This window comes from Micromonospora sp. C28SCA-DRY-2, from assembly GCF_030519475.1.
Taxonomy (GTDB): Bacteria; Actinomycetota; Actinomycetes; order Mycobacteriales; family Micromonosporaceae; genus Micromonospora.
Map to the genome: position 1 here is coordinate 986,492 of NZ_JAUMKD010000001.1, position 24,078 is coordinate 1,010,569.

General features: G+C 70.2%; 24 protein-coding genes and 2 pseudogenes. 7 read left to right on the forward strand and 19 right to left on the reverse strand.

The genetic code is table 11. From position 1 onward, the window contains the following. The first annotated feature begins 72 nt into the window (after positions 1 to 72). From Q3W71_RS04545 to Q3W71_RS04555, 3 genes are read left to right on the forward strand one after another with little or no spacing between them, the layout of a single operon-like run. Positions 73 to 627 (forward strand): NADPH-dependent FMN reductase, encoded by a 555-nt coding sequence (locus Q3W71_RS04545; RefSeq protein WP_302917999.1) that lies wholly within the window; start codon positions 73 to 75, stop codon positions 625 to 627. A gap of 26 nt (positions 628 to 653) precedes the next feature. Next, a complete protein-coding gene (locus tag Q3W71_RS04550) occupies positions 654 to 1,667 on the forward strand; it encodes an ATP-binding cassette domain-containing protein (protein WP_302918000.1) in 1,014 nt (337 codons plus the stop codon). Further along, the gene (locus Q3W71_RS04555; RefSeq protein ID WP_302918001.1) at positions 1,664 to 2,521 is read left to right on the forward strand and encodes an ABC transporter permease; all 858 of its coding nucleotides are present in this window, start codon (positions 1,664 to 1,666) and stop codon (positions 2,519 to 2,521) included. Before Q3W71_RS04550 ends, Q3W71_RS04555 begins: the two co-directional genes overlap by 4 nt. 56 nt (positions 2,522 to 2,577) lie before the next feature. On the opposite strand, the gene Q3W71_RS04560 is transcribed toward Q3W71_RS04555, so the two are convergent. The 3 genes from Q3W71_RS04560 to Q3W71_RS04570 all read right to left on the reverse strand — a co-directional run bounded on the left by Q3W71_RS04560 (position 2,578) and on the right by Q3W71_RS04570 (position 7,551). Beyond that, positions 2,578 to 2,928 (reverse strand): hypothetical protein, encoded by a 351-nt coding sequence (locus Q3W71_RS04560; protein ID WP_302918002.1) that lies wholly within the window; start codon positions 2,926 to 2,928, stop codon positions 2,578 to 2,580. Between the two features lie 476 nt (positions 2,929 to 3,404). Beyond that, entirely contained in the window at positions 3,405 to 6,746 is a 3,342-nt protein-coding gene (locus Q3W71_RS04565) for an AAA family ATPase (RefSeq protein WP_302918003.1), read from the reverse strand. A gap of 109 nt (positions 6,747 to 6,855) precedes the next feature. Continuing rightward, the gene (locus tag Q3W71_RS04570) at positions 6,856 to 7,551 is read right to left on the reverse strand and encodes a hypothetical protein (protein WP_302918004.1); all 696 of its coding nucleotides are present in this window, start codon (positions 7,549 to 7,551) and stop codon (positions 6,856 to 6,858) included. A 141-nt stretch (positions 7,552 to 7,692) separates the two neighbouring features. Here Q3W71_RS04570 and Q3W71_RS04575 point away from each other — a divergent pair, with 141 nt between their 5' ends. Together Q3W71_RS04575 and Q3W71_RS04580 are read left to right on the forward strand one after the other, a co-directional pair. After that, complete coding sequence (locus tag Q3W71_RS04575) at positions 7,693 to 7,914, forward strand: hypothetical protein (RefSeq protein ID WP_302918005.1); 222 nt, start codon at positions 7,693 to 7,695, stop codon at positions 7,912 to 7,914. Positions 7,915 to 7,956: 42 nt separating this feature from the next. After that, positions 7,957 to 8,270, forward strand: a pseudogene (locus Q3W71_RS04580) (GYD domain-containing protein). 57 nt (positions 8,271 to 8,327) lie between these two features. Here the strand turns inward: Q3W71_RS04580 and Q3W71_RS04585 are convergent. The 13 genes and pseudogenes from Q3W71_RS04585 to Q3W71_RS04645 form a co-directional block, all read right to left on the reverse strand. Next, positions 8,328 to 8,486: pseudogene (locus tag Q3W71_RS04585) on the reverse strand (TetR family transcriptional regulator); the annotation flags it as partial. Between the two features lie 124 nt (positions 8,487 to 8,610). Beyond that, entirely contained in the window at positions 8,611 to 8,871 is a 261-nt protein-coding gene (locus Q3W71_RS04590) for an SUKH-3 domain-containing protein (RefSeq protein WP_302918006.1), read from the reverse strand. Positions 8,872 to 8,959: 88 nt separating this feature from the next. Continuing rightward, positions 8,960 to 9,382 carry an Imm70 family immunity protein gene (locus tag Q3W71_RS04595; RefSeq protein WP_302918007.1) on the reverse strand — a complete coding sequence of 141 codons (423 nt, stop codon included), beginning with the start codon at positions 9,380 to 9,382 and terminating at the stop codon, positions 8,960 to 8,962. Beyond that, positions 9,382 to 9,639, reverse strand: coding sequence for a hypothetical protein (locus Q3W71_RS04600; protein WP_302918008.1), 258 nt, complete (start codon positions 9,637 to 9,639; stop codon positions 9,382 to 9,384). The genes Q3W71_RS04595 and Q3W71_RS04600 overlap by 1 nt, the downstream gene beginning before the upstream one ends. 4 nt (positions 9,640 to 9,643) lie before the next feature. Continuing rightward, the gene (locus Q3W71_RS04605; RefSeq protein WP_302918009.1) at positions 9,644 to 10,156 is read right to left on the reverse strand and encodes a hypothetical protein; all 513 of its coding nucleotides are present in this window, start codon (positions 10,154 to 10,156) and stop codon (positions 9,644 to 9,646) included. 202 nt (positions 10,157 to 10,358) lie between these two features. Then, entirely contained in the window at positions 10,359 to 10,760 is a 402-nt protein-coding gene (locus Q3W71_RS04610; protein WP_302918010.1) for a hypothetical protein, read from the reverse strand. Positions 10,761 to 10,926: 166 nt separating this feature from the next. After that, positions 10,927 to 11,829, reverse strand: a complete 903-nt coding sequence (locus Q3W71_RS04615) for a hypothetical protein (protein WP_302918011.1) — start codon at positions 11,827 to 11,829, stop codon at positions 10,927 to 10,929. A 192-nt stretch (positions 11,830 to 12,021) separates the two neighbouring features. Next, a complete protein-coding gene (locus Q3W71_RS04620; RefSeq protein WP_302918012.1) occupies positions 12,022 to 12,786 on the reverse strand; it encodes a DUF427 domain-containing protein in 765 nt (254 codons plus the stop codon). 39 nt (positions 12,787 to 12,825) lie between these two features. After that, complete coding sequence (locus tag Q3W71_RS04625) at positions 12,826 to 13,110, reverse strand: hypothetical protein (protein ID WP_302918013.1); 285 nt, start codon at positions 13,108 to 13,110, stop codon at positions 12,826 to 12,828. Then, positions 13,098 to 13,334 (reverse strand): DivIVA domain-containing protein, encoded by a 237-nt coding sequence (locus Q3W71_RS04630; protein ID WP_302918014.1) that lies wholly within the window; start codon positions 13,332 to 13,334, stop codon positions 13,098 to 13,100. Before Q3W71_RS04630 ends, Q3W71_RS04625 begins: the two co-directional genes overlap by 13 nt. Then, complete coding sequence (locus Q3W71_RS04635; protein WP_302918015.1) at positions 13,331 to 13,585, reverse strand: hypothetical protein; 255 nt, start codon at positions 13,583 to 13,585, stop codon at positions 13,331 to 13,333. The genes Q3W71_RS04630 and Q3W71_RS04635 overlap by 4 nt, the downstream gene beginning before the upstream one ends. A 174-nt stretch (positions 13,586 to 13,759) precedes the next feature. Continuing rightward, positions 13,760 to 14,563, reverse strand: coding sequence for a hypothetical protein (locus Q3W71_RS04640; RefSeq protein ID WP_302918016.1), 804 nt, complete (start codon positions 14,561 to 14,563; stop codon positions 13,760 to 13,762). Positions 14,564 to 14,627: 64 nt separating this feature from the next. Next, a complete protein-coding gene (locus tag Q3W71_RS04645) occupies positions 14,628 to 15,098 on the reverse strand; it encodes a hypothetical protein (protein WP_302918017.1) in 471 nt (156 codons plus the stop codon). A 485-nt stretch (positions 15,099 to 15,583) separates the two neighbouring features. Here Q3W71_RS04645 and Q3W71_RS04650 point away from each other — a divergent pair, with 485 nt between their 5' ends. Continuing rightward, positions 15,584 to 16,726 carry a hypothetical protein gene (locus tag Q3W71_RS04650; protein WP_302918018.1) on the forward strand — a complete coding sequence of 381 codons (1,143 nt, stop codon included), beginning with the start codon at positions 15,584 to 15,586 and terminating at the stop codon, positions 16,724 to 16,726. Continuing rightward, positions 16,726 to 17,268, forward strand: coding sequence for a GNAT family N-acetyltransferase (locus Q3W71_RS04655; RefSeq protein WP_302918019.1), 543 nt, complete (start codon positions 16,726 to 16,728; stop codon positions 17,266 to 17,268). The genes Q3W71_RS04650 and Q3W71_RS04655 overlap by 1 nt, the downstream gene beginning before the upstream one ends. Before the next feature lie 54 nt (positions 17,269 to 17,322). On the opposite strand, the gene Q3W71_RS04660 is transcribed toward Q3W71_RS04655, so the two are convergent. The 3 genes from Q3W71_RS04660 to Q3W71_RS04670 form a co-directional block, all read right to left on the reverse strand. Next, entirely contained in the window at positions 17,323 to 18,669 is a 1,347-nt protein-coding gene (locus Q3W71_RS04660; protein WP_302918020.1) for an AAA family ATPase, read from the reverse strand. Positions 18,670 to 19,065: 396 nt separating this feature from the next. After that, on the reverse strand, positions 19,066 to 21,621 hold the full coding sequence (locus Q3W71_RS04665) for an NB-ARC domain-containing protein (protein WP_302918021.1): 2,556 nt from the start codon (positions 21,619 to 21,621) through the stop codon (positions 19,066 to 19,068). 639 nt (positions 21,622 to 22,260) lie between these two features. Further along, positions 22,261 to 23,427: an aminoglycoside phosphotransferase family protein gene (locus Q3W71_RS04670; protein ID WP_302918022.1), complete on the reverse strand. Its 1,167-nt coding sequence runs from the start codon at positions 23,425 to 23,427 to the stop codon at positions 22,261 to 22,263. Positions 23,428 to 24,078 lie beyond the last annotated feature (651 nt).

Genomic DNA, 24,078 nt, shown 5'->3' on the forward strand with positions numbered 1-24,078 from the left:
ATCGGATCTAGCGGGCGCCGGTCGCCCTCTCGCGCCTGACGGGTGGGACCGGAGCGGCCGGGAGGAGGAACCATGAGCCCACTGCGACTCGCCGTGATCATCGGCAGCACCCGCGAGGGGCGGGCGGGCGACCGGATCGCCCGCTGGTTCGTCGACCAGGCGGACCGGCACGACGGGCTGGCGGTCACCGTGGTCGACCTCGCCGACTTCGACTTTCCCGCCGGCTACCCGGCCGAGCCGACCCCGGCCATGCGGGCGTTCGCCGAGCAGGTCGGCCGGGCGGACGCGTTCGTCGTGGTCACCCCGGAGTACAACCACAGCTTCCCGGCCTCGTTGAAACAGGCGATCGACTACGCGTACGACGAGTGGCAGGCCAAGCCGGTCGGTTTCGTGTCGTACGGCTGTGGTTCCGTCGGCCTGCACGCGGTCGACCAGCTCCGGACGGTCTTCACCGCCCTGCACGCGGTCACGGTGCGCGACGTCGTCGGCGTCGACCTGCTCTGCGGCGAGCCGCCGCCGCTGGCCACCGACGAGCTGCGCCGCACCGCCCGGGTCCTGCTCGACCAGCTCTGCTGGTGGGGCCTGGCACTGCGCGACGGCCGCGCCGCGCGCCCGTACGTCTCCTGAAGAGTTCGCGAAGGAAGGTAGGGATCATGAGTAGACGCAGCACCGGCCCGGCCATCGAGGCCGAAGGGCTGGCCAAGTCGTTCGGGGACACCCGGGCGCTGGACGGGCTCGACCTGACAGTGCCCGCCGGCACCGTCTACGGGGTGCTCGGCCCGAACGGCGCCGGCAAGACCACCGCGGTACGGGTGCTGGCGACGCTGCTCCGCCCGGACGGCGGGCGGGCGCGGGTGTTCGGTCACGACGTCATCGCCGAGGCCGACGCGGTCCGGGCCCGGGTCAGCCTGACCGGCCAGTACGCCTCGGTGGACGAGGACCTGACCGGGCTGGAGAACCTGATCCTGCTCGGCCGGCTGCTCGGCCACCGGAAGCCGGCCGCCCGGCAGCGGGCGGAGAGCCTGCTCGCCGCGTTCGGGCTGACCGAGGCGGCCGACCGGCAGGTGAAGAAGTACTCCGGCGGCATGCGGCGGCGCATCGACATCGCCGCCAGCATCCTCAACACCCCGGATCTGCTCTTCCTCGACGAGCCGACCACCGGGCTGGACCCGCGCAGCCGCAACCAGGTGTGGGAGATCGTCCGGGCGGTGGTGGCGCACGGCACCACCGTGCTGCTGACCACGCAGTACCTCGACGAGGCCGACCAGCTGGCCGGCCGGATCGCGGTGGTCGACCACGGCCGGGTGATCGCGGAGGGCACCCCGGGCGAGCTGAAGGCGTCGGTCGGTTCCGGCACCGTCCACCTGCGACTGCGCGACGCGCACCAGCGGCCCGAGGCCGAGCGGCTGCTGCGGACGGCGCTCGACGTGCCGGTGCAGCTCGAACCGGACCCGGTGGCGCTGACCGCCCGGGTCGGTGGCGACGGCAGCGACCTCGACGCCAGTGAGCAGGCCGCGCGGGTCCTCGGCGACCTGGCTCGCGCCGGCATCGTGGTGGACAACTTCTCCCTCGGCCAGCCGAGCCTGGACGAGGTCTTCCTGGCCCTGACCGACCACCCCGCCGTGCCGGCCGACGAGCGGGACGAGCAGCTGGAGGCAGCCCGATGAGCAGCAACGCCACCACCACGACCGGGCCGGCCCCGACGGTCTACGTACCGTCGGCGGAGGCGCTGTCGACAGTCCTCGCGCCCGGCGCGCGGCCACCGCGACCGAGCCCGCTGTCGGCGTCCCTGACGTTCGGCTGGCGGGCGATGCTGAAGATCAAGCACGTGCCGGAGCAGCTGTTCGACGTGACGGCGTTCCCGATCATCATGGTGCTGATGTTCACCTACCTGTTCGGCGGCGCGCTCGCCGACAGCCCGCGGGACTACCTCCAGTTCTTCCTGCCCGGCATCATGGTGACCAGCGTCGTGATGATCACCATGTACACCGGGATCGGACTGAACACCGACATCGAGAAGGGCGTCTTCGACCGGTTCCGGACGCTGCCGGTCTGGCGGCCGGCCGCGCTGGTCGGCATGATCTTCGGTGATGTGCTGCGCTACGTGCTGGCCGCCGTGGTGATCCTCGGCGTCGGGCTGGTGCTGGGCTTCCGTCCCGACGGCGGGCTGCTCGGCGTGCTGGGCGGCATCGGCCTGCTGGTGGTCTTCTCGTTCGCGTTCTCCTGGGTGTGGACGTTCTTCGGGCTGGTCCTGCGCAGCGAGAAGTCGGTGATGGGGGTCAGCATGATGGTGCTGTTCCCGCTGACCTTCCTGAGCAACGTCTTCGTCGAGCCGGCCACCATGCCCGGCTGGTTGCAGGCGTTCGTGAAGGTCAACCCGATCACCCAGCTGGTCGCCTCGGTGCGCGCCGTGATGTCGGGGGCGTCGGACCCGTCGAGCACGATGTGGACGCTGGTGTGGAGCGCCGCGTTCGTGGTCGTCTTCGGCACCCTGACCATGTACCGGTACAACCGCCGCTGAGCAGCGCGTCGCCGACGGGCCCCGCCACCACCGTGGCGGGGCCCGTCGGCGGACGGCTACGAACCGACCGGGACGGTGGCGGTCTCGCCGTCGGGGGCGGTGACGCGTACCTCGGTGGCACCGGCGGGGAGCAGCGCCGCGTTCCGCCCGGCGTCCTGCCACCGCCCGGCGCCGACCCGGTAGCTCAGCGCCGCGCCCTCGGCGGCAATGAGGATCCCCTGCCCGTCGGGCAGCCGCAGCCGCACCGGCAGCGGCGCGGTCCAGTCGGCGAACCCGCTGGCCGCCGCTTGGAAGGGTGCGTCGCCGCGGGCGAGCAGGGCGATGACCCGAGCTGGGTCGTCGTCGTACTGGATGGTCCGCAGCAGCAGCCGCCGGCCGTCGGGGGTGGCCCCGTACACGGTCAGCACGGGCGAACTCCCGCCTCGGTGAGTGCCGCCGGCGTCGATGTACGCGGCGAGCGGGTCCCCCTCGTGCACCGTGTCGGCCTGCCCGGCGGGGTCGGGGCCCCACGCCCGGTCCGCGCCGGGCAACGTGTGGGTGAGCTGCGGCGGTTGCGGCCCGTCCTGCCCGTCGGGAAAGAGGCCGGTCGCCGCTCAGCAGGTAGGCGACCCGCAACAGCGTCACCGACCGGCTCCGGACGAAGTCGTCGAACTCCTCGCCCCGCGCGTCTCGCATCTGACCCCGTGGTCTCGTCAGTCAGCAAGACACCGCGCGGGTCCGCGAGGTTTACCCGTCCGCCGGATCGGCGATCGAGCGGACGCCGGCGACCCGGTCCTGCGCCTGGCTGCCGGAGATCCGGCTCCCTCGGGCAGCCGCACCTCCTGCCCGCCCCAGGCTGCCGCGAATCCTGCCGCCGGGGCAGCCGCGGATCCCGCCGGCTGGGTCAGAGGCGCCAGGGCACCGGTTCGGGTGGCAGGTAGCGGCAGGTGCCGCCGGTGGAGACGGTGTCGCGCAGGTGGGCGGCGAGCGCCGGGTGCCGGTCGTCGAGCTTGCGCAGCACGTCCCGGATCCGGGCGGTCACCGTCTTGCGGGCCCGCTCGGCCTCGTCGCCCAGGCGGCGGCTGCGCCCGGCCAGCCCGGCGGCGGCCCGCAACTCGGCGAGCAGCGCCGCCCGCTCGGCGTCGAGGGCGGCTACCTTCGGCTGGTCACCCCGCTCGGCGGCCCGGTCGATCTCGTCGTCGAGCCGGGCCAGGTGGCGCCGGTAGCGGGCCTTCGCCTCGTCGTCGAGGACCGGGTCGCCGCCCATCCGGCGGGCGGCGACCAGTTCCGGCCCGGCGGCCGGGTCCAGCAGTTCCACCGCGGGCACGTCGACGCCGGGCCGGCTCAGCAGCAGGTGCAGGTCGTGCAGGCCCTTGGCGTCGGGCAGGTGCACCACCGTGCCGGCGTAGCCGAGCTGCCAGACCGGGCCGTCGCGGCGGAACTCGTACGCCTCGACCGCCGGCGGCCCGACCGCGGACCCGGCCGGATCTGGACCCGGAGCCGGGGTGGAGGCGCCGGGCGAGGTGGAGGGCGCGCCGAACAGCGGGCCGCCCGGGGGAGACGACGCGCGGGCCGACGGCGCGGCCGGCGCGAGCGAGGCACCGGTCGTCGCCGTGACCGGTGCGCCGATCGGCCCGGCCACCTGGTGCATGCCGAGCGCGGCGGCGTCGTGGGCGGCCGCGGCGCGCAGCTCGCGGGCGGCCGCCGCGTCGCCGGGGCGGTCGCGCCCGGCCAGCGCGTCGGCCAGCGCGGCGCGGGCCAGCACGGACCACGGTCGGGCGCCCATCCGGTCGGCGGCGTCGCGGGCCGCGGCGAACCCGGCGACGGCGTCGTCCCACCGCTGCTGCGCGGCGTCGAGCAGGGCCAGCCAGTGGTCCACCGGGCCGCTGAGGTCGCAACCGAACAGGGCGGCCAGCCACTGCCCACGGTGCGGCGCCAGCGCCTCGCGCGCCTCGGCGCAGCGGCGCGGGTCGCCGGTCGCGGCCGCGACCTGCGCGCGCAGCCGCAGCCACAGCGGCGACACCGCCCGGGGGTAGGTGGTACCGGCCTCCTCGATGGTGGCGGTCAGCCGGAGCGCGGTCGCCGGGTCGCCGCGCTCGGCCGCGGTGATGGCCCGCACCAGTCGCAGGTAGGGGTGGCCGCCCGGGTCCAGCCCGTCGAGCAGGGCGTCGGCCTCGTCGAACCGCCCCTGCAACAGCAGCCACGACCAGCGGATGTGCTCGCCCATGAACGCGAAGTCGGCGTGCTCCCACTCGCTGAGGTCACCCAGCTCGGCGAAGTGTTCACCGGCCCGGGCGAAGTCGCCCCGGAACGCGGCGACGATGCCGCCGTCGATGTTGGCGGCGAACCGGTGCCGGGCGTCGCCCTCGCGGGCTCCGGTGACGAAGGCGGTGAGTTCGGTGTGGTAGCGCGGGTCGCCGAGTTCCAGCAGGGCGACCCAGCGCAGCGACGTCGCCCAGAGTTCGGTCTCCCGGTCGCCGGTGCGGCGGGCCACCTCGCGGATCTCGGCGGTGATCGGCGCCCGGGCGGCGGCCGTGCCCGGCCCCCAGCTGGTGTCGTGCCGGGCCCAGAGGCTGAAGGTGAGCGCCTCGTCGTCGTGGCCGAGCCGGGCGCGTGACTCGGTGGCGGTGATCAGATCGGTCACCAGCGTGCCGACCGGGAGGCCGTCCCCGGACTCGCCGATCAGCCGCCGGTACGCCTCCCGCAGCAGCGCCTCCGGGTCGGGCACCCGCTTGGTGCCGGCCAGGCAGGCGCGGTGGACGGTGAGGGCGACGCGGGCCAGCACCACCGGGTCGTCGACCGCCAGGGCCAGCTCGGCGGCCTCGGCGAAGAGGCGCAGGGCCTCGACGCCGTCACCGCCGTGGTGCTGCAACTCCCCCAGCTCGATCATGGTCTTCACCCGCTGCGCCGGGTCGGTGGCGACGTCCAGCGCCCGGCGGAAGTGGATGAGCGCCTCGTCCACGGCGAGCCGGCGGCCGGCGTCCCGGGCCGCGGCAACCAGCAACTCGGCGGCCCGGAACGGGTCGAGCCGGTCACCGGCGAGGTGGGCGTGCCGGGCCAGGTCGGCCGGGATCAGCCGCTCGGCGAGCGCCGCCGACCCGTCGACCGCCCGGACCACGGCGGCGTGCCGGGCCCGCCGGTCGTCGTCGGCGAGGCCGTCGTAGAGGGTCTCCCGGACCAGGTCGTGGGCGAAGGCGAACCGGCCCCCGCCCCGGGCCAGCACCAGCCGGGCGGTCACCGCCCGGTCGAGCAGCCGGTCGACCTGGGCGGCCGGGGTGGCGCCGCTGGCGGCCAGCACCTGCCGGTGGAACTCGCGGCCCAGCACGGCGGCGACGGTGAGCACCTCGACCACCGGGGCGGGCAGTTGGGCCAGCCGCCGCCGCACCGCCTCCCGTACGCCGGGGGCGATGGTGCTCGCCTGGCCGTCGGCGCGCCAGAGCCGGGCGGTCTGCTCGACGAAGAACGGGTTGCCGCCGGTGCGCCGGTGCACCTCGTCGACCAGGGCGGCGTCCGGCTCGCGGCCCGCGGTGCGGGTCATCAGCGCGCTGACCTCGTCGCGGGACAGGCCGGTGAGGGTGACAGTGGTGGCCTTCGCCACCAGCGGCATCAGCAGCGGGCGCAGCGGATGGTCGGCGGCCTCCACCTCGGCGTCGCGGTAGGTGCCGATCAGCAGCAGCCGTTCGAACCAGGTGTGCTGGGCGGCGAACTGGAGCAGCCGCATCGAGGCCGGGTCGGCCCAGTGCAGGTCGTCGAGGACGACCACCACGGGCCGGCGCTGGGAGACCGCGACCAGCGCGGTGGTGACCGCGTCGTGCAGGTCGAACTCGTCCCGGTCGCCGCGCCCGTCGCCGGCCACCTCGGCCAGCGCGCTGCCGCCGGCGCGCTCGATCGCCTCGCGGATCGCCCGGTCGGTCGTCTCGCCGAGCAGCGGGGCCAGCCCCCGCTCGGCCGCCTCGCGGGCCGCCGCCCAGTCGTCGGGCGAGCGGCGCAATCCGCGCAGCACCTGCACCCAGGGCCAGTAGCCGGGCGCGCTGTCGGAATCCCAGCAGGCGGCGCCGAGCACCAGCGCGCCGCGCTGGCGCGCCTCCTTCGCCGTCGCGGTGACCAGGGTCGTCTTGCCGATGCCCGGCTCGCCGGCGACCAGCACCAGACCGCCGTGGCTGGCGGCCGCCCGGTCGACCTCGGCGCGCAACAGACCCGCGGGGTGCTCCCGCCCGATGACGACCTCGCCGAACCGCGGCTCCATGACGCCCCGACGGTAGCCGAACCGTCGGACATCCCGCCGCTCTCCGACCGCGCTCCCCGCTGACCGGCAGCCGGTCGACCGGCACCGGCGCCACCGCGGCTCGGCTCGGCTACGCCCGTACCGCCGGCTGACCGGGCGGTGCGGGGGCGGCGGCCGGCTCCGAGCGCTCGGCCAGCGCGGCGCCGATCGCGGCGAGGACCGCGCAGCCGGCCGCCAGCAGGTACGCCGGTGCCGGCAGCCACGCCGCCGGCGTCATCCGCTCGCCCACCGCCTGCCCGGCCAGGATCGCGACGTTGACCAGGTGGAACGCCGTGAAGGCGAGCAGCAGCGCCACCACGACGCCGTGGTAGACCTGGCGCAGCCCGAGCGCCAGCGTGCCGGCGGCTGCCAGCAGCAGCACCGCCAGTGCGACGGTCACCAGCGCGAACAGCCGGTAGCGGCGCACCTCGGCCGGCTCCCAGTAGTCCGCCACGCCGGCGAGCAGCGCGGCCGCCGACGCCGCGGTCAGCGCGGCGGCCAGGACGACGATTACCACCGCGACGATCCGCGCCCACCGCCGCCGCACCGCCACGGTGAACGCGAGCAGCAGCCCGACGTACGCCGGCAGCGGCGCCAGTTCGAGGAAGTACTGGGTCAACGGATTCGGCGTGCCGGGCACCTCGGGCCCGACGTAGGTCAGGTCGAGGCCGATGACCACCTCGCCACGGTCGCCACGGAACCACGGCAGCAGGAACATCCCGAACGCCACGAGGGCGAACAGCACCAGACCCAGCCGACCGGCACGGCGCACACTGATCCCCGTCACGGCACAGACAGTAGTGAAACACGACGGATCGCGTGGACCCGTGCGGAGCGGCGGCGGCAGTCCGTGTCGGAGCTGTCGCTCGCCGTCGGCGGGCCGCGCCGGCGGATGCGTAGCGGGCGGCGTACCGGGTACGCGCCGCCCATGGGTAGCCACAAGGAGAACAAGCACGATCCGGGCGGCGAGTCGGCGCGCGGGCGGCGGCATCCGGGCAGCGGCGCGCGGGGCCACCAGGGTTCACCGGTGGAGCACTCCCCGAAGGCGCGGCACCTGCGCACCGCCACCGGGTCGGCCGGCAGCGAACGCGACCAGGGGCGCGCCAAGGTCGAGGGCCCGGACCGGGTCCAGCGCCAGGGCACGGGCTGAGCCCCGGGCGATCGATGCGCGGGGAGGTGATGGCGGGTGGCGATGTTCCTACTGAAGTCGACCTACACGGTCGAGGGGATCAAAGGGCTGACCGTCGACGGTGGCACCAAACGTGTCGAGGTCGTCCGGAAGATGATCGAAGGCGTCGGCGGGCGCATGGAGTCGATGTACTTCGGGTTCGGCGCGGACGACACCTATGTGGTGTGCGACCTGCCGGACACAAGACCGCCGCCGCGCTGGCCATCGACATCCGTGCGGCGGGCGGCGTGGACACCCGGGTCACCCCGATCCTGACCGCCGACGAGATCGACGAGGCGACCCGGGAACGGCTCGAATACCGGCCCCCGGGCCGGTGACCGGGTCCATCGCGATGTGCCGGCGGCTCGCCCCGCGACGGCGTCCAGCGCCGGGGCGATGACGGCGAAGGCCCGGTCGGTGAGGTCGGCGGGCTCTTCGGCGCCGTCGCTGTCGCTCCAGCGCTGCAGCACGGCGTCGAAGGCGCTCAGCGCCATCCCGACGGCCAGCTGCGGGTACAGGTCGCTGGCCGGGTCGCGCCCCAGCCGGCCGTCCAATGAAATCCGGCGGCCCGGTCACGCGCTGCTGCCGCTCCGGCCGGCCGGGTCACACCATGACGTTCCTCCCGCCGCCCCGCCCACCCGGCGGCTCGCCCACCGCGCTGCCGGGCGCCGGCACTGATCAGCCTGGGTACGCCTGCCACCTGGGGACGAGACAGAGCAACGGGTCCAGCTCGAACGGGGCACGCGCCAGCGAGATGCCCGGCCCACGGTGCGCGAACGTCAGACCGCCGAACTCGGCGAGGAAGCGTTCGGCCGCCTGGTGCATGACGAACCCGCCTGCCTCCAGCCGCGTCCGCCACGCCGTGATGTCCACCCGCCGACCTGGGCGCCACCCAGCGGCGAGCAGGACGCGCCGTGTCGCCCTTCGGTGGTCCACCATCAGCGTTGGTGAGAGGCAGGCAGGTCCGCGGACACGACGGTCTTCACACCCTCCCTGAGGCGACAGCGCGGACCCGGGCGGTCCGTCCCTACGGAAAACAGATCGGCATGCGTGCCGTGACGGCAGTCCGGGCCAGATCGACGAGGCGTTCCAGCAGGAACTCGCCGTCGACGTCGACGAAGGATTCGAGGAGTGATCGCGGCTGGTTCCCGTTGCGCCGTACGACGTCGGCCTGCCATCCGGACGCGACATCGACCGGAGGGAGCCGGGCGAACTCGTCCGCTATGCACAGCAACTCCTGCTCAAGCTGTGCCGCCTCCTCCGGGCCCCACGTCCCGTCGGAATCGTCATGGCCCATGAGCACCGGAAAGCGGCTTCCCCACGCACCGCCCTCGAGGTGGTCGGCGACGGTCTGACGGAGCCGGTTGAAATCCGCGTACGACCCGACCTCGACGCCGTCGGTCTCGTCGTCCACCCGGTCGTCGGCGAAGACGCAGAGGTACAGGCCCACTACGAGTCGACCCTCTCGATCCGCACGTACCGCCGGTGCTGCCGGACGAATTCCCGGAGGTCGTCGGAGGTCGTCGCCTGCCGCGGGACGCGGATGACCAGGCGTTCGCCGGACTCCTCGGCCATGAACGTGAGCAGCCGGATCTGATAGGTGAGGCGCAGATGAGAGACGCGCTTCAGCAGGTACGCCGTTCCGTCAACAGCAACATCGGGCCGCGATCCTCGCGCTACCTGACGCTTCGTGTACCGGACATCCACGACGTCAGCGCAGATCCCAGCTCAACCGATCGCCGGCGGCTTCCCGCACGCGTTCGAGCCGGTCAGGATCCTCCTCGATGATCGTCAGGATCTCGTAGGCGTAGCTTGACGAGCCCACGGACGCCCCGGCGAAGACCTCGGAGTACAGCAGCCACAGCCCGGTTGCGGCGGCCGAGCGGCATTCGCCGGGAAGGTCCCTGCCGAGCAGCGCGAGTTCGGCCGACTGGCTCTCCGCCGACACGATGAGCAGCAGCATCTCGAGGAACTTCAGGCGGGCCGGCGGTGCGACCCTGTCCGCCAGTGCCGCCAGCGCCACGGAGACCACCGGAAGCGCCGGCTCCAGCAGCACCTCGGGGGTCATGACGTGCCCCTCGAGCACCTCGAAGCGTGCGTCGTCCTCGGCCCGGGCCAACGCCAAGAGTTCCTCCGCGACGTGGGCGGCGCTCCCGCCGCAGCCGCACCGCAGAGCGTCCCAGTCGTTCCGTGCGATCTCGAGTTCAACGATCTCCGTCGACACTGCCGCCACGCCTCTCTTCGACACTGGTCGGCATCCTCGCACGACCCGACCGTCGACGGCCCGCCCTGCACGGCCCGCAGCCGTCAGCGTTTCCTGTGGTCTTCACCGCCGTGGCGGCGGCCCCTCCGGCCGCCTCCGACTCGGCGCCGGAGGGACCGGGCAGGGGCCGCCGCCGCGGCTCACCGGCTACTGCTCGATACCGTCAGTCTCCCCAGGACCCGCCGGGGGCACCGCGGGCCCCGGGCAGGAAGTTGGACCTCGGATAGTCGAGCTGGCACTTCACGCAGACGGGCATCGGTACCGCCTCCAGCGCGCCCTGCGCGCTCCTCCGGACGGTGACGGCTCCGGTGAAGAGGACCTCACTCGGGTTCCCGCCCAGCGCCAACAGGGCGTTTCCTTCGGCGCAGTAGGCGGCACACCCCGGCATCCCGCCCGAGGAGGCGAGGGCGGTCTGCCCGGTCCGGGTGTTCAGCGCACCCACGTAGGTCCGGCTGGACGTGGCTGCCGTCCGGCTGAACAGCGCGAAGGCGGGCAGCCGGCGTTCCAACTGGGCGAGGCTCTCGGCCTGGGTCAGACCGGGAGAGGGCGGCTGCACCTCGACCACGGGAGGCTTGTTACCCCCGGTGCCCCGTGACGACGGGACGCCGCCCGGCCGGGCCGCCACCGGCCGCGCCGAGCGGAGACGGGGGGTGAGGCCGCAGCGCCACCCGCGACCGGCCGGTGGGCGCGGCTCGCCCCCACCGGCCAGCTCCCCGGCTACCCGATCACGGTCAGGCGGTCGCGCAGATGGCGTACGCGGTGTTCGTCCAGTTGCCGGCGAACGCGTCCTCCTCGTACGCGCCGGAGAAGACGGAGGCCGGCGCGGCGGCCGGGCCGCCGCCGGGGCGGAAGTCGTCCACCACCGCCTCGCCGGTGACGCCGTTCAACTCGTAGCCGGCGCCGGTGAGCACCTTGCCGGCCGGGCAGGTGGCGGTGACGCTGTGGAAGTCGGTCGAGTTGCTGGCGCCGACCGCCGAGTTGCGCACCAGGCCGGCGAGCGGGTTGGCGCAGATCGCGTACGCCGTCGCGGACCAGTTGCCGGCGAACGCCTCCGCCTCGTACGCCCCCACGGTGACCGACGTCGGCGCGGTGACCGTGCCGCCGTTGGGCCGGAAGTCGTCCACCACTCCCTCGCCGGTGACGCCGGTCAGTTCGTAGCCGGTGCCGGTGAGCACCTTGCCGACCGGGCAGGTCGCGGTGACGCTGCGGAAGTCGGTGGAGTTGCTGGCGCTGGTCGCCGACACCCGCACCAGGCCGGCGACCGGGTTGGCGCAGATGGCGTACGCGGTCACCGACCAGTTGCCGGCGAACGCCTCCGCCTCGTACGCCCCGACCGTGACGGCCGTCGGCGCGGTGGCCGCGCCGCCGTTTGGTCGGAAGTCGTCGACGACCGCTTCGCCGGTCGCCCCGTTGATCTCGTAGCCCGCGCCGGTGAGCACCTTGCCGGCCGGACAGGTGGCGGTGACGCTGCGGAAGTCGGTGGAGTTGCTGGCACTGGTCGCGGAGATCCGGACCAGGCCGGGGACCGCGGCGGAGGCCGGGGCGGCCGGGAGGACCGCGGTGGCGACGGCGAGGCCGACGGTGAGGCTGAGGGCACGGGGGCCGAACCGGCGGGAGGCTCGCTGAGCGGACATGGGACTCTCCTGTCTGTCACGCCCCGCGGCGGTGCCCTGTGTCGGGCCGACCACCGCGGAGCTTCGTTGATGAGGCGCTCACGCTAGGTAGTCGCCCGACCAGGCATTATCTCCAAGCTGACTACGTCAAGTAGTCGACTGAGTGCTGCGGCTCCCGCGCGGGTGGCCGGAACCGCGACGGCGAGGCGGGGGTCAGGAGAAGTGCGTCTTCGGCCGGCTGAGCCGCTCGCCGTCCACGATCAGGTCGACCTTCTCGTTGTAGAAGGCGACCAGGCCGGCGATCGGCAGGAGCGCGCCGGTGGGGAAGGTGTACGACCAGGCCAGGTCCGGGTGGACGGTACCGCCGACGCGGACGGCCCAGTAGTCGCTGGTCCGACCCTTGTACGGGCAGGCGGTCGTCGTCGCCGACGGCACGAGGTGGCTGAAGTCCACGTCGGTGCGGTTGAGGTAGTAGCGGGTCGGCAGGCCGGTCTCGAAGACCAACACCGGCGAGGCCGACTCGGCCAGCACCACCCCGTCCAGTTCCACCCGTACGCCGCGGGTGGAGCGCAGCGCGTCCACCCGGGCGTACGGGTTGCGGGGGTGGACGAAGACCTCCTCGTCCTCCTCGAACCAGCTGTCCATCGCGGTCCAGTCGAACCGGATAGTGTCGGCGAGCACCGGCGGCGCGTCGTCGCCGTACCAGCGCGCGCACGAACGGCGGATCGTCTCGCCCACCCGCAGCCCGTGCAGCCGCGCCGTGCCGCGCGACGACTGCTCCGTGCGCTGCTCGTCGACCAGCAGGCTGCGATCCACGTCGGCGGTCGGGATGTAGTACTGGGGGTAGAGCGGCCACTCCCACACGTACCGGGCCAGCGTGGTGTCCAGCACCTTCTGCCCGGCGGCGAAGGCGCGGATCCGGCGCGGCACCGGCTCGACATGGTCGACCGGAACGTTCGCCTGCGGATAACCCGGCACGTGTCCTCCTGCGCTGAAGATCGGGCACTGGTTCAACGATCAGCGCGGCGGCTCCGAATCGACGGCGTCCTCGGTGGTTGCGCAGGGGCCGTCGTGGTCGTCGCGCCGCCGGCAGCGGCCGGGCCCGTCGAGCCTGGCGTCACACCAGATCCGGGTACGCAGGAACTGCCGGTCCTCTTCGCTGAGCGTGGTCTCGCCGAAGTCGACGGCGGTGACGTGGCCGAGCGAGTCGCGCAGCGCGACGGCCAGCTCGACGGCGGCGTCGAGGCTGGTCAGGGTGGTGGGCAGGTGGATGACCCAGCGGGGCGGGGTCACGTTGGCCACCTGCTCATGTTGTGGTGGCGGGACTGCCATTGCCGCAGCGCCTGACGGATGCGCTCGGCCTCGGTGTTGGCGGTGGCCAGGTCGCGGTGCAGTTGGTCGAGTTCGTCGGCGAGCCGGTTGAGGTAGGCGTGGACCTGGTCGGGGTCGAGGCCGCGCCAGCGGGTGTCGAAGGCGGCGGCGCGGACGTGGTGCGGCAGCAGTCGCTCGCCGGTCAGGTAGATCATCGGTGCGGTGCCTCCTGTTCGGCGATCAGCGTCTGGATCTGCCGGTCGGTGAGGCCGCGCTGGTCGAGGACCCGCCGGCCCCATCGGTGCAGCCGGCACGGGTGCGGGGCGCGGTCATTGCGGCAACGCGGGCCGTCCGGCCACTGCTCGGCGGCGTGCACCGTCAGTGCCTTGATGGCGAAGCCGACGTCCTCGGCGGTGACGTACGGCGGCAGCGGCAACTCGCCGAGCACCTCGTCGATCGAGTCCATGTCCCTCCCTGGCTCTTCTGTGGCACCGGGGCGGGGGGTGGCGCTCGTCGTTCGGGTCGACGCGGCCGGAGCCCAGCACCCGCCCCGGGTCTCCATGGCAGGGTTGTGGATCAGTGCGGCGGGCCGTATGACGTGCGCGAGGTAGCCGATATGCACAGCTCGTATGCGGCAGCTCTACCGACTGTTGGTGCGCTCCCGATGGGCCCGCCACTGACGCGCGGCATCGAGCAGTGGCCCGTGGTGAGGACCGGGCGCGGCCTGCTGCTTGCGTTCCCAGAGCCGCACCAGGCCGTCGGCGAAGGCCTTCAGCGCCTCATCGGACGCCCGCGCCCACGCCGGGACCTGTCGGGCCCATGCCTCGGCGGCGGCCGGTTCGTGGCCGGCGCGGATGAGGCGTACCAGCATGAAGGCGGTGTCGACCCACGCGGCGCCGCGCGCCGGGCTGGACCAGTCGACGAGCCGCAGCTGGTCGCCGAGCAGGAAGTTCCGCGGCGTCATGTCGGTGTGCAGGAGAGTCTCGCCGGCGACCAGCTCGGGTGCGATGAGGTCCCGCCAACGGTCGGCGAATCGCTGCATCGGAATGGGCGGTGCCGGGGTCAGCTGATGGTTCAGTGAGCTCAGCAGTTGCACCACCGGGAGCAGGTCGGGTGATTCCGGGCTCAGATCGGGGTGGCGCCCCGCTGCGAACTCGAACCCGAGGAGTAGCCAGCCCTGTTCCTCCATGGTCCATCGGAGGCGAGGGGCGGCCTCGGGCAGGTAGGGATTGACACGAGCCTCGTTCCGGTAGAGCCAGGCGGTTGGGCCGTCGATCTCCCCGCCCTTGCAGAAAATGCGGCCAGTGTCGGTGTCGAGGACAGCCGCCAGGGCGCAGGAGGCGCCGGTCGGTACCGAGTACGCCGCGTGGACAGCCCCGGTGTGGTGTTCGACGTGGCGGCGTACCTCGTCGGGAAGCTCGTGCCAGTGGCGGCGACGCGGCATGCGGTGGTCTCCCCGACGGCGAGCGGTCCCGGGCAGTGTATGCCCGGGACCGCCGACGGGCCCGCTATCGCGTGGGGCTGTCGGTGCAACCGGCGTGGCACTGGGTGCACTTCGAGTTGCAGTCGGCGGCCGGGCCGCTCCACAGCTCCTGGTCGAGCGCGAAGCCAGCGGCGGTGATGGCGGCAGTCGCCCGGGAGATTGGAGCGCCAATCGGCTCGGGTCGGGACGGCGGGTCGTCGGGTGTGGGCTCGGGCTGGTGGTGGATGAACCGACCGGCGATGCGCTGACAGAAGTCGGCGTACTCGCGGGTGTGCAGGATGAAGGTGTGCCAGCCGATGTCGACCAGGTCGCTCGGGCCGAGCGGATCGGTGGCGGTGGCGCAGGCGGCGAGGAAGGCGAGCGCCTGATCCATGATCCGGGCCGGCAGGCGAGAGTCCAGCTCGGGGTGGTCGTGGGCGATGCGGGCGGTCAGCTGGGCGAACAGCTCATTGGAGACGAGCGCTCGGCCGGTGCTGACCCGGTCGATGGTGAGCATCCTGCTCCTTCCGTCGGCGTGGGTTGCCTCGAATGCAGGCTCTAGCGGGCCGACATCTTCTGACATGACGCCACGAGAATCGTCGATATACGTGGCGCGTATACCGCGAGCCCGCGAAGCGGTTTGAATGGTTACGCTCGACAGAGCGCAATGGACACAGCCACCCGCGAACGGCGAGGTTGCCGGTGACACCTGCGAACTGCCCCCGCTGCGGAGGACGCCTGGCCCGCGACAACGACAGCGGACGCTGCACACCCTGCCAGGCCGCCGAACGCGACCGGCTGAGCGCTCCGCCGGAGGTTCCGACGTCGTTCTGGGCGCACGAGCCGGTACGGCGTGCACTGGCAGAACGGCATCTCGGGCGGGTGATCCGGGCGTACCGACACCACCCGTACCACGGGCGAGCGGCGTTGCCGCAGGCCGTCGTAGCGGGCTGGCTGGGCATCACACAGGCACAGCTCAGTCGTGTGGAGAACGGGCCGCCCATGGTGCATCTCGACCGGCTCGTCCACTGGGCGCAGCTCCTGCACATCCCACCGTCAGCACTCTGGTTCGCTCTCCCAGGCAGTCACACCCAGGCGGTTGACGGGACGATCGAGCCAGCACGAGGGGCTCCCGAAGAAGGTGCCACTACGAGCCGCCGGCAATTCCATGCCCTCGCCGCCCTTGCTGGTCTTGAGGCGAGCGGCTGTATCGACCTGCTCATGCCACGGTCCGCCGTGCCCAGCAGCATCGGCATGGAGCAGGTGCGCCACGCCGCGACGCTCGTCGAGGAGTTCCGCAGAGCAGACGCGCATGTGGGCGCCGATGCGCTGTGCGATCTAGCGATCCACGTGCACAACCAGTTGTCGGCATGGGCTGCGAAAGCGTCCTACAGTCGGTCCGTCGGCGACGCTCTTCAGAGTGCACTGGCTGATCTGGCAATCCAGGCAGCCTGGCTCGCCATCGATGCGAACCGCCGAACAGAAGCTCGTCCGTACCTCCATGAGGCCATCGCCCGTGCGCGGATCGCCGACGACTCACGCGTCGAGGTACGAGCATTGGCCTGCATGTCCTTGCTCTTTCGGCAGGACCGGCCGAGTGAAGCGGTGCACTGTGCAGAGGCGGCACTGCGCGCATCTGCTGGCTGGGCAACGCCCAGGTTGAGGACGTTACTGCACCTACGTTCCGCATACGCGCATGCCACGCTTCAGGACAGCCTCAGCTTCGAACACGAGATGACCCGAGCACGGCGGTCCTTCGACAGCGGCGACCACGAGGACGACCTTCCGTTCATCTCCTTTGTGACGCATCAGGAAGTGACAGGCATTCAAGGGCTTTCCTATCTCGCCCTCGGCCGCGCCAGCCGCGCCGCCGCCTGCTTCCGATCCATTACGGCTGTGCCGGGTGGGAGGTTTCGGCGGAACAAGGTCTACTACACCGTCCAGCTCGCGCGAGCAGCAAGACTGCAGGGCGACTTCGTGGGTACAGCCCAGGCTGGCCTGAAGGCGTTGCCGGACATAGGGCCAGTGCGATCTGGACGGGTGAGCGCGCTGCTGGCTGGGGTGCGGTCCAGCCTTGAGGGCGCCCCCACCTCGCTTCCGCAGGTCCGCGAGTTCGCGGACGCCTACGACGGAACGTTTGCGTGATGCAGGAAGACTGGCGCCTGCGGCGCCATACGGCCGAGGAAGCTCGAGCGCTAGTCGGCCAACTCGTTGACGTCTACCTCGATGCTCACGCCGGTGACGGACCGCTGTACAACGCCGATCGGTACCGGCAGCAACTCGCCGCGCACATGCCACGACGCGGGTGGGAACTGGTGACAGCGATGGTCGACGGCGAATTGGTGGGATACATCTATGGATTCCCATTAGCAGCGGATACTCGCTGGTGGGACGGCATCCAGGAGCCCGTCGCGGCCGGCTTCACGGAGGAGAACGGCCGGCGCACCTTCGCCATCAGCGAGTTGCTGGTATGCCGCGCCTGGCAGCGACGCGGCATAGCGCGGGCCTTGCATGACGAGCTGGTAAAGAGCCGTACCGAGGAACGGGCCACGCTGCTCGTCCGTCCCGACAACACCGTTGCTCGGCGTGCCTACGCCTCCTGGGGATGGGGAGACGTTGCACGGCTCAGGCCGCGGTGGGAGGGCGCGCCGACGTACCTGGTTCTGACAAGACCCATTGGCAGGTAGGCCGACCCCGTTACGCACCGATCTCGCAACCCGGCTACATCACGGCGTTGACAATCATCTGGCTTGGTGCAGCAAGCTCGCAGATCTGGCCGAGCCGGTGAGCATCGCCAGAATCGTCTGGTTCGCCTCCCAGCCGTCCGGAAACTTCACCGGTACGTCGAGGTGCACGGACTCGGTCGACGGATGCGCGTCGAGCAGCTCACCGATCCCCGCCCGGGCCACCACGATGCACGCGTGGCGATGCCGCGACGTCAGTACGCACAGCCGCCCCGACTCCAGGTGGAACGCGGTCGCGTCCCGCCGCCCCGACAGCGGATGCAGCACGATCGTCACGTCGTACTCCCGCCCCTGGAGCCGGTTGGCGGTGTCGACGGTGATCCCGGCCCCCGCCGTGCCCAGGTGCGCGCGAATGGCCGCGGCCTGGTCGCGGTGCGCGGCCCCGATGGCGATCCGGTCCGCCGTGACCGGCGCGCCCGCCGGCGCGTGCTCGGAGACGGCGACCGCTCCCCGCTGCAACACGCGCAGCGCCAGGTCCGCGCAGGCCGCGGCCGCCTCGCCATCGGTACGGATGGTCTGCCGAGCCGGCAGCTCATACAGCGCCCAGCCACTGGACGCGGCGATGTCCACCACCTGATCCAACGCGTCTCCGCGTCCCGGATCGCTGAACGACAGCGCCCGGTCAGACGCCGACGTACCGGCACGGAACCCGGTGAACGGGTAGAACGCCGCCGCCACCACCGGCGCCGCCGACGCCGGCAGCCGCCAGGAAACCGGCAGCCGGTGCACCGGCAACTCCGGGTTGTGCCGCAGCAGCACGGCCACCGCCGACTGCATCGGGTCCCAGGTCAGCCCCGTCCAGCGCCCGGTCTCGACCGTCGAGAACGGGTCCAGCTGACCAGGGTCACCCACGAACAACGCCCGCTCGAACCGGCCAGCCACGCGCAGCAGGGCGTCCGAGCGCATCTGGTACGCCTCGTCCACGATCGCCCACGGCCAGGAGCCCTCGCTGACCGTCGCCCACTTGGCGGCCGTACCGATGATGACGCCCGGACCACCCAGGTCGGCGACCTTGGCCGCGACGCGGACCGTAGCGTGGCCCCGGACCCGCTCCGACGGCTTGTAGTCGGCGGCGGAGAGCCGGCCGATGCGCAGCTCGGGCGCCTTCCGCGCCAGACGGTCGATGAGGTCGTCGACCTGTTCGTTGGTCTGCGCGATGATGATCAGCGGCTCGCCGGCGGCGGCCAGTTCGACGGCGGCGCGGACCACCAGGGTCGACTTGCCGGCTCCGGGCGGCGAGTCGACCACCACGCCACGATGGTCGCCGGATCGCAGGTCGGCCAACACGGCCGTGATGACCCGCTCCGCTTCGACCGCCGGCAGGACCTCCAGCCCAGTGCACATATACCCACCTCTCCGCGGGCCTTAATGTCAAACAGTACCGTTCAGACCCTCGATCACAACGAGACTACTCATGAGTCTCGTCGGGTCGGCCGAGCTAACGAAGACGTGGCGGCCGGGGCCTGCATGCGCGCGGTGTGAGGTGACCGGCAGCCCAGCATTACATTAAGGGCAAGCACCGCTCAGTGCAGGTCAACCACCGGCCCGATGTTCCGCACCCGACGTCCTGCAACGATTGCCTGTCTCACATTCTTAGGGCAGGAGTAACGGCCACGCCGCCTGCGGAACTCTGCCGCAACAGAAAGACACTGACGTTGCACGTAGAGCTAGCTCCATTCATGTGGCCACTCTAACGACGCGTATATCAAGATGTGGTTAAGATCGCGAATAAGTCCTGAACTATTGAAGTAGCCGAGGCTCCACGGCGCGCGGCCCGCGGACATTTCTTAGATCCGGAAGAAATGCCAGGATGGACTGCTCGCCCAGCCGATACCAGTCGGACTCGTCCGCTAGATCCCTATAGTGAAAGAAATAGCTCTTACCACCGTGCTTGACGAACGCGAAGTATCGATCCCATATTATAGTAGAAATAACTCCGATGCGACGCTCCAAAAGAGACGCGTCGACAGCCCTGATACGATCGCGCAACCGCCCCTCAAAAGACTTCACCTTCGCCAGGGCAAAATCTTCGTCAAGATCGGACGATAACTGCCGAGCCAAAGACGCCAATTCCAGCAATCTGTCACACGATTCGCCCGGTAGCGACTCTACCGGCGCAGCCTCCGACAACTCCAGGCCAGCTTCGACATACTCGACGGACAAATACAAGTTGCCGCCAGCTTGAGCCTCCTTTGCCCCATGATTAGCCGCGCGCATCCCAAGGACCGCCGCCTGGGAGGCGGTCGGAAGATGTGCAAAGCCCACGTTAAACATATGGGATGCAGCTTCGAGGCACGTACGATAGTCTCGAAGGATTAAATGTGCACGAACAATCTCAAGTAGTACCGCCATTTCATCAGGATCAGTCAAAGCGCTCGCTTGAAGGAGGCGTAGACCGTTGATGGGATCTCCACCATCCTCAAGGAGATACTTGCCAAAGAAGTACATCAGGGTAGAGGAATCAGGAGCGAGCTCCAGCGCCCGCTCATAGGCGGCTAGGGCAGCGCTCACATCGGGACGGAGAGCTTGGATGTATGCCTCAACCCGCCATGCCTCGTGATACGAAGGCGAGAGCAGTTGCGCCTCGCGGCAAAACTCCAAAGCATCAGCTATTTGGCCAGAATTCCCGGCCTTGATTGCGTCTCTAAGAAGTCTGGCCACGTGAAAATCTGCAGTTCCCCGGATGTCAACAGTTTCGGCGGAGTAGGGATCACTCGTGCCAGCAGCACGGAGTCCTGCGCCCAGCTCGTGCAGTTTTTGGCTCCGGGCAACTAGCCACTGTCGTTCCTTGGCATCGACTGGCCGTTGCTTATCCAGATACTGCTTCGCGAACTCGCTAATCTGATACGTCGTGTCTAAGGCTTGAGCGTTTGACTGACTTCTCATCGAGACGAAGTTCGTTGTCATGAGGTCGAGCAACGCCGCCTGAACAGCAATCGCCGAAATGTTGTTAATGTAAGCCCACTCTGCCTGGCTACGTGCCCCTGGAAAAACCTGCATAGATCGGAGGACCTGTCTAGCCCCCTCGCCAAGCCGCTCATATACATTAGACATGCAGAAGTCTAGAAGCAGAGTGTTGTTCCGGACCAAGTCGCTGGGTCGTCGCCCAGCCTGTACGCCAGCCACCAACCAACGGATATAAGCAGGATGGCCGTTAAGTTTCGAAACTAAGCGATTGATTGCCGCCTCATCCATTGTCTGTATGACGGAAACGTTTCTGATTCGTCCAAGCGCTCTGATCAGCCTAGCTGAATCATCGTCAGACAAGGGCTCCAAGTTGATTGGATTTTCGATACCTAGACCGACTCGGCTAGTTATCAAGACCTTGCTTCCTAGCGGAAGCTCCAGCAGGAACGAGCGCAGCCGCGCATCTAGTACAGTTTCCAGATTATCAAGAATAAGCAGGATCTTGAAGTTCTCGAGATAGTCGAGCACCTCACGTATAGGGTCCGTGTCTTGCGTTAAGACAACTCCGAGCTCTTCGGCGGCCGCAGCAAATAGTCCCAGCGAGTCCTGAATAGCATCGCCAATGTGTTGGATCTCGTTCACGGTCAGGATCGTAGCTTTAGCCGAGACCCAGACAACCGCATCAAAGCCAGCTCTTCTATCGTCTAGGAATTCGTACGCCGCCTTCAATGCAATCGATGTTTTGCCGATTCCCCCATCACCGAGAATGGAGACTACGGGGTAGGGCCCACTGATGGCCTTTTTAATCCTGGCCAGTTCCTGCTTTCGCCCGAAGAACCCGGTCTCGTCAAAGTCCGGTACCGGGAGGTTGTGCTGTGGCGCTGTATCGGGATCGGCCGGTAGATTGACAGTTAATCCCAGGACATGGGCCGGCTCAGCAGTTAGTCTCGACATCGTCTCCCGTAGCGTCGGCCATCGCGAACCCGATTGCGCCAGCAGATCCTGTGCAAGGTCAAGCACACTTGGGAGGTCATCAATCTCCATTGGCCGTGTGTGCGCCACACGATTTCGGATTGCTGCCAACCGCACCAGCCGGCTGCCCAGATTGGACAGTTGCGCCTCCAGGTCGCTGGGCAGATGACCCTTCTCTCTTAGTAGGATCTCGTAGCTATCTGCAAAATCGAAGTAGGGCAGAAGAGACCCAATGGAAGAACTGGGATGCGCTCCGTGATCCCTCGCCCGTCGAAGTTGTATCTTCGTCAGTCGATCAGAGTTGAAGAACTCCCCCGCATCGCGCTCCTCTACTTGCGTCTCGATCTCAAACCGCAAGTCCTCCTCGATCGCCGACAGAAGCGCAAAACAGGTTAAACGGGTAGCGCTAAAAGTCACCTTGCGTCTCCGATTCCTCGATAGCATACGGGACAGGCAGTTCCCGCCTAACCGGCCCGAAACTAGGAAGTTGATCGCTAGACAACAACCACTATCGAAGCCGGCCCTGAATCTCAAGGGGTTGTAAGAACATACTGATGCCGGCAGCAAGCCTCGCCCATATCGGTCTTTACGGATGGCTCGCTGGTCGAGCCGGGTATGACTCTGCCTGCCGGCGATCACCAGATAACCCTGGGGCAACTCGGACGGATGCCGCAATAGCGGTTGAGCTGCACGCGTGATCGGGGGTTGACGACGTGGCCCTGACTGCCGGAAACCTCGCGCATACAACCAACAGCCCACCCACCTCCTCACAAGGCGTTCCTAGCAGGTTACCGAACGAAGTCCACTGAGCGGCAGCTCGAGTGTTCAACTGTTCAGGCGGTCCAAAACGTCCTAGCATACGGTTGTCAATAACCTGCTAAAGGCAGTAGCAACTCGGGTCGCGATCACCGAGGCACCATGCTTGCGAGGTCAAGCAGGGCCCGTCACCTCCGTCGCGGACAGTCAGTCGCACCGAGCCGCGAGGAGAGTCCCTGGATACCTCTCCCTATATCTGGCCAGAGGTTTGAACCGGTTCTCGATTCATGGGCCGCTTGACTACTCGGCGTCGGATTGCTTCAGGCAGGTGTCGACGTCCGTCGCATGGTAAACCCGCTCGCTCGCCTCGATCCCGGCCAGGAACATCGCGTACACCGCCGCCAGCCGCAGCGCCGCCACCGGCCGCAACAGCTCCACGGCCCGCTCCGGCGCACACCCCGGCACGTCGGCCCGCCACCGCGCGCACCACTCGGAGAGGACCGAGGCCGCGGCGGCGTCGGGAAGCCCTTCGGACAACCGCAGCACGTCGAACGCCGGGTGCCCGACGAACGCGTCCCCCCAGTCGATCACCACCCGCTGGTCCCCGCACACTCGCACGTTCCCCGGGTGCAGGTCCCCGTGCACCAGCGTCTCCGGCAGCCCGCACCGCCGCACCTCGTCCAGTCGCCCCTCCAAGCCGGCCAGCAGTGAATCCACCGACGCGGTGTCGTGAGCGGCAAGGTGACCGCGGATCCAGGCAGCCAAAACGGCCCCACGCAGATCCGGCACCCCCGCCGCCACCAGCTCCGCCACGTCCGGCACCGACCGCACCTGCACCTGGTGGTAGTCGGCCGCCATCGCCAACCGTTCCTCGATCGGCGCCCCGTACCGGTCCTCGCCGGGCACGTGTTCCAGCAGCATCCGCCCGTCGCCGTCGCCGGCGAGCAGCGTCGAGGTGCGTCCCGGCACGGCCCGGCCGAGCCAGCGCAGTACCGCTGCCTCGTGCCGGAAGAACACCGGCACCTGCTTCAGCCACGCCGTCCCGCCCGCGCCGTCGAGCCGCCAGATCGCCGACAGGTTCCAGGTGCGCTGCTGGGTGACGGTCCGCACCGGCCGGCCGAGCCGTCGCAGCTGCGCCGTCGCCCACGCCAGGCTGCGGGCCGGGCCGCCGGGCTCGGCGTAGGCGGCGCGCAGCGGGTCCGCCGTCAGCTCCACCGCCGCCGGCCGCAGCGGCGTGGTCGGCGGGTCACTCACCTGTCCGAGGTACGTCACCGCGCCGCCGATGGTGCCGGTGTCGTCCCCGCCGAGCAGGCGGAGCACCTGTACGTCGACCGCGTAGCGCTCACGGGCCGCCTCGACGACCGGGGCGATGTCCTGCCACCAGGGCGTGGGCACCTCGAACGGCGGCAGGGCGCCCAGCGGCGCGCCAGCGGCGTCGAGCAGGACGAGGGTCACGGTGCGGCTCACGCCGGGACGCTACCGCCGGGCCACCGCCGCCGCGAGCGCATAATCCGCCACCAGCCGCCCGCGCGTTACGCGTCGCCGGCTCACCGACCGGCATCCGGGACACCCGTCGCGGTGTACGCATCGTCACCCGACGGGCCACTACGGTAGTCGATACGCCACAAGGGAGGGTGGGTCCTGGGTGTTGCGGATCAGCGTGCTCGGCCCGGTGCAGGTGACGCACGGCGGCCGGCCCGTCCGGCTGGGGCCGAAGCTGGTGGAACTGCTGGCGATCCTCCTGGTCGAGGCGGTACCGGCGTCCCGGGTCGTCCAGCTGCTGTGGGACGCGGCGCCGCCGGCCGGCGCCCGGGCCACCCTCCGCAGCCACATCTCCCACCTCCGCCGAGCCCTCGAAGCGGACCCCGCCGAGCACCACCCGCCGCAAGCGGAACGGGATCCGCACCCCGCGCTAAGAGCGGAGAGCGGCGAGCACCACCCGCCGCAAGCGAAACCCGGCGAGCCCTCCGCCCAGGAAACGGCGCTCGACGAACCCTCCGAGCCGAAAGCGGCACTCCGCGAGCCCTTCGCGCCGGAATCGGCGCTCGGCGAGCGGTCTGCGCGGAAGGCGGAGCGTGGTCCGCGCCTGACAGAAGCGGACCGGAGGGCGCGCCGCGC

What these genes read in the sequence shown, in the direction of transcription:
- Q3W71_RS04545 (WP_302917999.1), top strand. Translation starts at nt 73, where the DNA reads ATGAGCCCACTGCGACTCGCCGTGATCATCGGCAGCACCCGCGAGGGG.
- Q3W71_RS04550 (WP_302918000.1), top strand. Translation starts at nt 654, where the DNA reads ATGAGTAGACGCAGCACCGGCCCGGCCATCGAGGCCGAAGGGCTGGCC.
- Q3W71_RS04555 (WP_302918001.1), top strand. Translation starts at nt 1,664, where the DNA reads ATGAGCAGCAACGCCACCACCACGACCGGGCCGGCCCCGACGGTCTAC.
- Q3W71_RS04565 (WP_302918003.1), bottom strand. Translation starts at nt 6,746, where the DNA reads ATGGAGCCGCGGTTCGGCGAGGTCGTCATCGGGCGGGAGCACCCCGCG.
- Q3W71_RS04575 (WP_302918005.1), top strand. Translation starts at nt 7,693, where the DNA reads ATGGGTAGCCACAAGGAGAACAAGCACGATCCGGGCGGCGAGTCGGCG.
- Q3W71_RS04590 (WP_302918006.1), bottom strand. Translation starts at nt 8,871, where the DNA reads ATGGTGGACCACCGAAGGGCGACACGGCGCGTCCTGCTCGCCGCTGGG.
- Q3W71_RS04615 (WP_302918011.1), bottom strand. Translation starts at nt 11,829, where the DNA reads ATGTCCGCTCAGCGAGCCTCCCGCCGGTTCGGCCCCCGTGCCCTCAGC.
- Q3W71_RS04630 (WP_302918014.1), bottom strand. Translation starts at nt 13,334, where the DNA reads ATGATCTACCTGACCGGCGAGCGACTGCTGCCGCACCACGTCCGCGCC.
- Q3W71_RS04635 (WP_302918015.1), bottom strand. Translation starts at nt 13,585, where the DNA reads ATGGACTCGATCGACGAGGTGCTCGGCGAGTTGCCGCTGCCGCCGTAC.
- Q3W71_RS04640 (WP_302918016.1), bottom strand. Translation starts at nt 14,563, where the DNA reads ATGCCGCGTCGCCGCCACTGGCACGAGCTTCCCGACGAGGTACGCCGC.
- Q3W71_RS04645 (WP_302918017.1), bottom strand. Translation starts at nt 15,098, where the DNA reads ATGCTCACCATCGACCGGGTCAGCACCGGCCGAGCGCTCGTCTCCAAT.
- Q3W71_RS04650 (WP_302918018.1), top strand. Translation starts at nt 15,584, where the DNA reads ATGGTGCATCTCGACCGGCTCGTCCACTGGGCGCAGCTCCTGCACATC.
- Q3W71_RS04655 (WP_302918019.1), top strand. Translation starts at nt 16,726, where the DNA reads ATGCAGGAAGACTGGCGCCTGCGGCGCCATACGGCCGAGGAAGCTCGA.
- Q3W71_RS04660 (WP_302918020.1), bottom strand. Translation starts at nt 18,669, where the DNA reads ATGTGCACTGGGCTGGAGGTCCTGCCGGCGGTCGAAGCGGAGCGGGTC.